A 7,439-nucleotide genomic window follows, 5' to 3' on the forward strand; every position below is an offset into this window, starting at 1 on the left:
GCACCCCCAGCATCCACCGCCGCCCTGCGAACCACGCGACCCCGCCGGAGAGCAGCCCCAGCCCGCCCGTGATCACCGCGAACCAGCCGTCGGCCGCGATCAGCGCCTGCGTGGACGGGTCGGCCAGCGCCGTCCCCTGCTCCGTGACCTGGTACGGAGCCCGCGGCGACACCCCGGACCAGAGCAGCCCGGCGGCGGCCCCGAGAGTGGCAAGTGTGAGGACAGTTACCGCAAAAGCGCGTACTTCCCTCGTCACGCCACTCCCCCTCATATCTACGTCTGAATCAGCTCGATGGTATCCCCCGGTTAGGCTCGCTTCGTGATTGCAGAAGAGGTCTGGCTGATAGAACCCTCCGGCCCGCTCCGGGGAGACGTCGAAGTGCGCGGTTCCAAGAACGGCGTGTCCAAGCACATGGTCGCCGCCATGCTGGGCAGCACCGAGAGCAGCATCCACAACGCGCCCGAGGTGGGCGAGGTCGGCATCACGGCCGCCATGCTGGAGGCGCTCGGCATCCACGTCCAGATCTCCCGCACGGAGATCAGGATCGAGCGCGGCCCGGAGATCGAGCCGCGGGTGCCCGACGCTTTCACCGGGCTCAACCGCATCCCCATCCTCATGCTCGGACCGTTGCTGCACCTGGCGGGGGAGGCGTTCGTCCCGCTGGTCGGCGGCGACCCCATCGGGCGGCGGCCGGTGAACTTCCACGTGGAGGCCCTGCGCTCGATGGGCGCCGAGGTGGAGGTGGGTGACACCGGCATCTACGCCAAGGCCAAGCGCCTCAACGGCACCCGGATCGAGCTGCCCTACCCGAGCGTGGGCGCCACCGAGACGATCCTCATGTCGGCGGTGCTGGCCGAGGGCAAGACCGTGCTCAAGAACGCCGCGATGGAGCCGGAGGTGGTCGAGCTGGCCCTGTTCCTGCAGCGGATGGGGGCCAGGATCGAGCTGTCGCCCGACCGCAGGATCGTCATCGAGGGTGTCGAGCGGCTGCGCGGCGCCTCCACGTGGCTGAACGGCGACCGCATCGAGGCGTTCTCGTACCTGGCGGCGGGCCTGGTCACCGGGGGAGAGGTGCGCGTGCACGGCTGCCCGCAGGACCGCCTGGTCACCGCGATCACCACGCTGGCCAGGATGGGCGCCCAGTTCGACATCAACGACGAATACCTGTGCGCCACCGCTCCCCCCGAGGGGCTGCGCTCGGCGGCCGTGCAGACCGACACCCACCCCGGGTTCATGACGGACTGGCAGACGCCGCTCATGGTGCTGTTCACGCAGAGCCAGGGCATGTCGGTGCTGCACGAGACGGTCTTCGAGAACCGCCTGGTGTACGTGCCCGCGCTGCAGAAGATGGGCTGCGAGATCGAGGTGTTCGACCAGTGCCTGGGCGGCCCCGCCTGCCGCTACCACGACACCAACGCCCGGCACTCGGCCGTCGTGCGCGGCGTGTCCAAGCTCAAGGGCGCCGACGTGACGCTGCCCGACATCAGGGCGGGCTTCTCGGCCGTGCTGGCCGCCGCGGTGGCCGACGGGCCGTCCACGCTGCGCGGCGTGCACCACATCGAGCGCGGCTACCACCGCCCGTTCGAGCAGTTCGCGTCACTCGGTCTGAACATCCGTAGGGATAGGTAAAGACGTGGAAATCGGGCGTTTGGCGATGATCCTGGCGTCGCAGATCGTCTGAGTGAGCGTACTCAGATCCGCGGGCGGGCTCGGGCTGGCCGGGGCGCTCGGCGGGGTGCTGGCGGCGGCGCTGGCCATGCCCGTGGTGAGCGGGGGCGGCCTCGCGGCGAAGAGCGTCGCCAACACCTTCGTCGACCTGCCGCCCGCCCCGCGCGAGGAGCCCCTCGCGCAGGTGACCAGGCTGCTGGACAAGGACGGCAGGCAGTTCGCCCAGTTCTACGAGGCCAACCGGACGGCCGTGTCGCTGGGCGCCGTCGCGCCGGTGATGCGCAAGGCGATCGTGGCCATCGAGGACGCCCGCTTCTACGAGCACGGCGGCCTCGACGTCAGGGGCACGTTCCGGGCGCTGCTCACCAACACCCAGGCGGGCGGCATCAGGCAGGGCGGCTCGTCCCTGACGCAGCAGCTCGTCAAGAACATCCTGGTGGAGAGCGCCCGCACCGACGCCGAGCGCGACCGGGCCCGCGCCCCGAACCTGGCCAGGAAGATCACCGAGCTGCGGTACGCACTGGCGCTCGAACGCAAGTACCGCAAGGACCAGATCCTGGAGCGGTACCTGAACATCGCCTACTTCGGCGCCGGCGCGCACGGCGTGGAGGCGGCGGCCCGGCGCTTCTTCTCCACGACGGCCGCCAAGCTGACGCTGACCCAGGCGGCCACGCTGGCGGGCGCGGTGCGGATTCCGTACTCGACCGATCCCTCGCTCGGCGCGGCGCACCGCGGCCGGCTGAGGGAGCGGCGGGACCTCGTGCTGGACCGCATGGCCGGGCTCAAGCTGATCACGCAGCAGGAGGCGGCGGCCGCCAAGAGCTCGCCCCTCGGCCTGCGGCTCAGACCTGAGCCCGGCGGGTGCGAGCAGAGCTCATACCCGTTCTACTGCCTGTACGTGAAACACGAGCTTCTGTCGAACCCGGCGTTCGGCAACACCGCACGCGAGCGGCGGGCCAGGATGGCCAGGGGCGGCCTGGTGATCAGGACCAGCCTCGACCCGATCGCGCAGCACGCCGCCGAGGGGGCCATCCGCCGCCACGTGCACCCCGAGGACACCGAGGTGGCCGCCGAGGCCATGGTCGAGCCGGGGACCGGGCGGATCAGGGCGATGGCGGCGAGCAAGCGGTTCGGCCGCAACCCCGGCAACAGCAAGAACGGCCCCAAGACCACCTTCAATCTGCCCGCCGACGTGGCGCACGGCGGCGGGCAGGGCTTCCAGGCCGGATCGACGTTCAAGGTGTACACCCTGGCCACCGCGTTGCGGCAGGGGTGGAGGTTCGGCGACGGCTTCGAGACGCCCGGCTCGCTGGTGCCGGACCGGGGCTACCGCAACTGCGCGGGCCGGCCGGTGAACGACCCGAACACCCGCATACTCAACGCCAGCGGCGAGGGCTCGGGCGGCCCGCACAGCATCGAGACCGGCACCTGGAAGTCGGTGAACATCTTCTACATGATGCTGGAGCGCAAGGTCGGGCTCTGCAACGTGGTGAAGACGGCCAGGAAGCTCGGCACCGTCAGGGCCGACGGCCGGCCGCTGCGCGAGGTGCCGACGTTCACGCTGGGCGTCAACGAGATGGACCCGGTGACGGTGGCGGCGTCGTTCGCGGCGTTCGCGGCCCGCGGGGTCCACTGCCGGCCGCTGGCCATCGTGGAGATCGTCGGCAGGAACGGGCGGCGCACCCACGTGCCGCCGTCCTGCGAGCGGGTCATCGAACGGCCGGTCGCGGACGCGGTCAACCACGTGCTGACCGGGGTGTTCGACAAGGGCACCATGCAGGGGCAGAGCCTCGACCGGCCCGCCGCGGGCAAGACGGGCACGAACAACGGCTACACCTCGGCCTGGTTCGCCGGCTACACGCCAAACCTGGCGGCAGCGGTCAGCGTCGGCGACATCCGCGGGTCGTACCGGTTCCCGCTGCAGGGCGTGCAAATCGGGGACAGTTACTACGGCTCGGTGCAGGGCGCGTCGTTGCCGGGGCCGATCTGGGTGGAGTCGATGCGGCCGGCGCTGCAGCGCATCGAGCCCAAGGGGTTCCCCGGGCCGAACATGGCGCGCTTCGGCGGCGGCTACACACCCGGCCTGAAGGAGGCCCAGGCCGAGGAGGAGCGGCGCGAGAAGAGGCGCGGCGACCGGGCCTTCGTCAGGCGGCACCGCAAGCTCGTCAGATGGCTGCTCGGCGAGAGCCCGGGCACGCCGTCGCGGGAGTGGCCGCCGCCGCACCGGCGGCGGCGCTAGCCCGCCCTGCCGATGGGGGCGGTGACGGCCCTGGTGAGCGTGATGAGGTTGTCGGGCGCGGTCTCGATCTGCAGACCGCGCCTGCCGGCCGAGAAGTAGATCGTCCCGAAGTCGAGCGCCGAGGAGTCGACCACCGTCGGGAGCTGCTTGCGCTGGCCCAGCGGGCTGATGCCGCCCACGACGTAGCCGGTCACCCGCTCCACCTTCGCGGCGTCGGCCATCGCGGCCCGCTTGCTGCCCAGCGCGCTCGCCAGCGCCTTGAGGTCGAGCTTGCCCGACACCGGCACGACCGCCACCGCGAGCCCGCTCTCGACCTCGGCCACCAGCGTCTTGAAGATCCGCTCGTACGGCACGCCGAGCGCGTCCGCGGCCTCCTCACCGTAGGCCTGGGCGGAGGAGTCGTGCTCGTAGGGGTGGAGCGTGAACTCGGACTTGGCCTTGGTCAGGGCCATGGTCGCCGGGGTGCCGCCCCCTTTGCCTTTCGATTTGCTCACAGGGAACGATTGTAGCGAATCTACAATGTAAAGGCCGCTAGATGAAGGCGCGGCCGGGGGTGTATCCGAACGCCCGCCGGAACACGTCGATGAACGCGCTCGCCGACGCCCACCCGCACCGGTGCGCGACGGCGGTCACGGGGGTGCCGTCGGCCAGCAGCACGAGCGCGTGGTGCAGGCGGAGCTGAGTGCGCCACTGCGGGAAGCTCATGCCGAGCTCGCGGCGGCAGAGCCGGGCGAGCGTGCGCTCGCTGGTGCTCGCCTCCGCGGCCAGCCGCGCCAGGGTCCTGTCGTCGGCGGGATCGCGGTGCAGGATCGCGCAGACGGCCGCCAGCCTGGGGTCTTCCGGGGCGGGCAGGTGGAAGGGCTGCTCGGGGGCGCGCCTGAGCTGGTCGAGCAGCACCGCCAGCAACCGTCCGCGCTCCCCGCCGTCGGCGGGGACGGCGCGGACCGGAGGGGCGGGGGCGTCGCCGGTGGCCGGCCCGGCCGGGGCGTCGGCGGAGGCGGGCTCGATCGCGGTGTCGTCCGTGTAGGCGATGATCAGTTCCCGCAGCAGCGGCCCGACGGCGAGGACCGCGGGCCGGTCGAGGGCGAGCGGGTTGCCGGTGAGGCCCACCAGGCGCAGGTCGGTGTCGCCGTGGGCGCGGTGCTCGTGGACGGTGCCGGCGGGGACCCAGATCGCCCGGTTCGCCGGGGCCACCCAGGTGCCGGCGCTCGTGGTGACGGAGAGGACGCCGCGGCAGGCGTACACGATCTGGTGGCTGTCGTGCCGGTGGGCGTCGATGCCGGCGCCGGGCGCGAGCGGCCGGCGCCCGGTGGGCGCCTCGGGCATGTGGCGGATTTCCGGCATGGATTGGCATTTTATCGGAAGCGGGCCAGTCGTGGCTCGGGAATGATCGAGAGGTGAAAAGGATCCCCATGCTCGCCGCCGGCCATGCGACGGTCGACCTCTATCAGGGCGCGGTCCCCGCGCTCGTGCCGTTCCTCGTGGCCGAGCGCGGGTACGGCTACGTCGCCGTCTCGGGCGTCGTGCTGGCGGCGACGCTGCTGTCATCGGTCGTGCAGCCGGTGTTCGGGGTGCTGACGGACAGGTGGCGGATGCCGTGGCTGATCCCGCTGAGCATGGTGGTCGCCGGGGCGGGGGTGGCGGCCGGCGGGGTGACGGACTCCTACGTGCTGACCTGGCTGGCCGTGGCGCTGTCCGGGCAGGGCGTGGCCGCCTACCACCCGGAGTCGGCGCGGCTGGCCAGGATCGCCAGTGCGGGCAGCCACGTCCGGATGAGCTGGTTCTCGCTCGGCGGAACCCTGGGTTTCGCCTCGGCTCCGGTGCTGGTGACGCCGCTGCTGGCGGCGTGGGGACTGGGCGCCTCGCCGCTCCTCGTGGTGCCGGCCGTGCTGGGGGCGCTGGTGACCCTTCCGGCGATCCGCGCGCCGGCAGGGAGCGGGCAGGAGGCCAGGGCGGCCGCGCCGGTGTCCGGGCGTGATGACTGGCCGTCGTTCGCCAGGCTGACGCTGGTGATCGTCTTCCGGTCGATCGTGTACGTCGGCCTGAGCGCCTTCGTGGCCCTGTACATGGGGGGTGGGGCGGCGGGCGCGGTGGCGCTGTTCGTGCTGTTCGCGGGCGGGGCCGCCGGGACCGTGCTGGGCGGCAGGCTGGCGGCCCGCTTGGGCCGGGTGCGGACGATGCGCCTGTCGTACGCGGCGGCGATCCCCGCGGTCGCGGGCGTGGTGCTCGCGCCGGGCCCCGCCGCGTACGTCTTCATCGCCGCCTCCTCGATCGCCCTGTACGCCCCCTTCTCCCTGCACGTCACCCTGGGCCAGGACTTCCTGCCGCGCCGGGTGGGCACGGCCGGCGGCGTGACCCTCGGGCTGGCGGTGAGCGTGGGCGGCCTGGCGAGCCCGCTGGTGGGCGCGGTCGCGGAGGCCGCCTCGCTCCGGACGGCGCTGGCCTGCCTGATCGCCTTCCCGGTCCTGGCCTGGGCCGTGTCCCGCACGATCAAGGAGCCCGCACTGGAGCCCGTCTGACGTTCCACGGCCTTGACCACCCGGCCGGGCACGCGTGTGACGTCACGGTCCGCGCCCGTGAGCCCGAGGGGCGTTGAGCCGGCGGGCGGTCGTGACGGCGGCGGTTGCGGTTCGGCGGCGGGTCGGTGTCGTGACGGCGGGTGTGGCCGACCGGCCGGTCGAGATCGTGAACACGGATGTGTTGTCGCGCTGGGACGGGTCCAGGCGGGTGGAGGTGACGTGCGCGGTGATCGGCAGCGACCCGCCGGCGTCGCGGGCGACGTTCACCTGGGCCGAGAGGCTGACCGGGGTGCCCGGCCGGACGGCGTCGATCACGCACGTGGCCTGCTGCCCGGCGCGTTCGCACGCGGCGCCGCTGACCGCGCCGAGGTTCGCGCCCGCCGGCGCCGTGAGGGTGACGGGCACCTGGGACGCCGCCATCAGGCCTCGCATGGTGACGGTGGCGGTCACGGTGGCGGCGCTGCCGGGCGTGACCGGCCGGGCCGGGCCCGCGACCTGGATCGACAGCGCGTCGTAGACGCCGCCCGGGTCGGCCTTCTTGACGATCGCGCCGTAGCCCTCCACGTTGAGCGCGTTGGCGACCGAGAAGCCGCCGGCCTGGCCGTCCTCCGCGCCCGCCGACAGCACGCCGATCAGGTCTCGGGTGCCCTCGAGGACCCACGGCCCGCCGCTGTGCCCCCTGGCCAGGTGGCAGTTGTACGTCTGCAGCTTCGAGGTGACGGCGGCGGCCCGGGCGGCGAGCATGGTCGTTCCCGCGGCGATCGCGCGGGCCGGCTGGGTCCTGGCCCGGCACCAGAGCTGGTCCCTCCCGTCGTACGGCTTCCTGCCGGACATCCCCGGATAGCCCGCGGTGACGATGGTGTACCGGCCGCCCTGGCTGCGCATCGGGATGAAGGCGCCGACCACCTCCTGGAGGGTGCGCTTCCGGCCGCCCACCTCGATGAGGGCGATGTCGTAGATCGAGTTCCAGTCGCCGCCGCCGAGGCCGGTGTAGCCGTCGGGCTTCCAGGCC

6 protein-coding genes and 1 pseudogene are annotated in these 7,439 nt (G+C 72.6%); 3 read left to right on the forward strand and 4 right to left on the reverse strand.

Translation table 11 applies throughout. The annotated features are described in order from the left end of the window. A pseudogene (locus EJK15_RS65925) lies at nucleotides 1–256 on the reverse strand (hypothetical protein); the annotation flags it as partial. A gap of 63 nt (nucleotides 257–319) precedes the next feature. Here EJK15_RS65925 and murA point away from each other — a divergent pair. Both murA and EJK15_RS65935 read left to right on the forward strand, forming a co-directional pair. Further along, on the forward strand, nucleotides 320–1,630 hold the full coding sequence (gene murA / locus EJK15_RS65930; RefSeq protein WP_240778062.1) for a UDP-N-acetylglucosamine 1-carboxyvinyltransferase: 1,311 nt from the start codon (nucleotides 320–322) through the stop codon (nucleotides 1,628–1,630). A 52-nt stretch (nucleotides 1,631–1,682) separates the two neighbouring features. Further along, nucleotides 1,683–3,908, forward strand: coding sequence for a transglycosylase domain-containing protein (locus EJK15_RS65935; protein WP_240778063.1), 2,226 nt, complete (start codon nucleotides 1,683–1,685; stop codon nucleotides 3,906–3,908). Here the strand turns inward: EJK15_RS65935 and ybaK are convergent. Together ybaK and EJK15_RS65945 are read right to left on the reverse strand one after the other, a co-directional pair. Then, nucleotides 3,905–4,360, reverse strand: a complete 456-nt coding sequence (ybaK, locus tag EJK15_RS65940; RefSeq protein WP_138720382.1) for a Cys-tRNA(Pro) deacylase — start codon at nucleotides 4,358–4,360, stop codon at nucleotides 3,905–3,907. The genes EJK15_RS65935 and ybaK overlap by 4 nt on opposite strands. Before the next feature lie 79 nt (nucleotides 4,361–4,439). After that, nucleotides 4,440–5,252, reverse strand: coding sequence for an AraC family transcriptional regulator (locus EJK15_RS65945; protein WP_138720379.1), 813 nt, complete (start codon nucleotides 5,250–5,252; stop codon nucleotides 4,440–4,442). Nucleotides 5,253–5,305: 53 nt separating this feature from the next. Between EJK15_RS65945 and EJK15_RS65950 the strand changes: the two genes are divergently transcribed. Beyond that, nucleotides 5,306–6,427: an MFS transporter gene (locus tag EJK15_RS65950; protein WP_240778064.1), complete on the forward strand. Its 1,122-nt coding sequence runs from the start codon at nucleotides 5,306–5,308 to the stop codon at nucleotides 6,425–6,427. Between the two features lie 42 nt (nucleotides 6,428–6,469). Here EJK15_RS65950 and EJK15_RS72285 read toward each other — a convergent pair. Further along, a partial coding sequence (locus EJK15_RS72285; protein ID WP_171075364.1) for a DUF11 domain-containing protein occupies nucleotides 6,470–7,439 on the reverse strand: 970 nt, incomplete at its 5' end.

It is taken from the genome of Nonomuraea basaltis (assembly GCF_005893125.1).
Lineage (GTDB): Bacteria > Actinomycetota > Actinomycetes > Streptosporangiales > Streptosporangiaceae > Nonomuraea > Nonomuraea basaltis.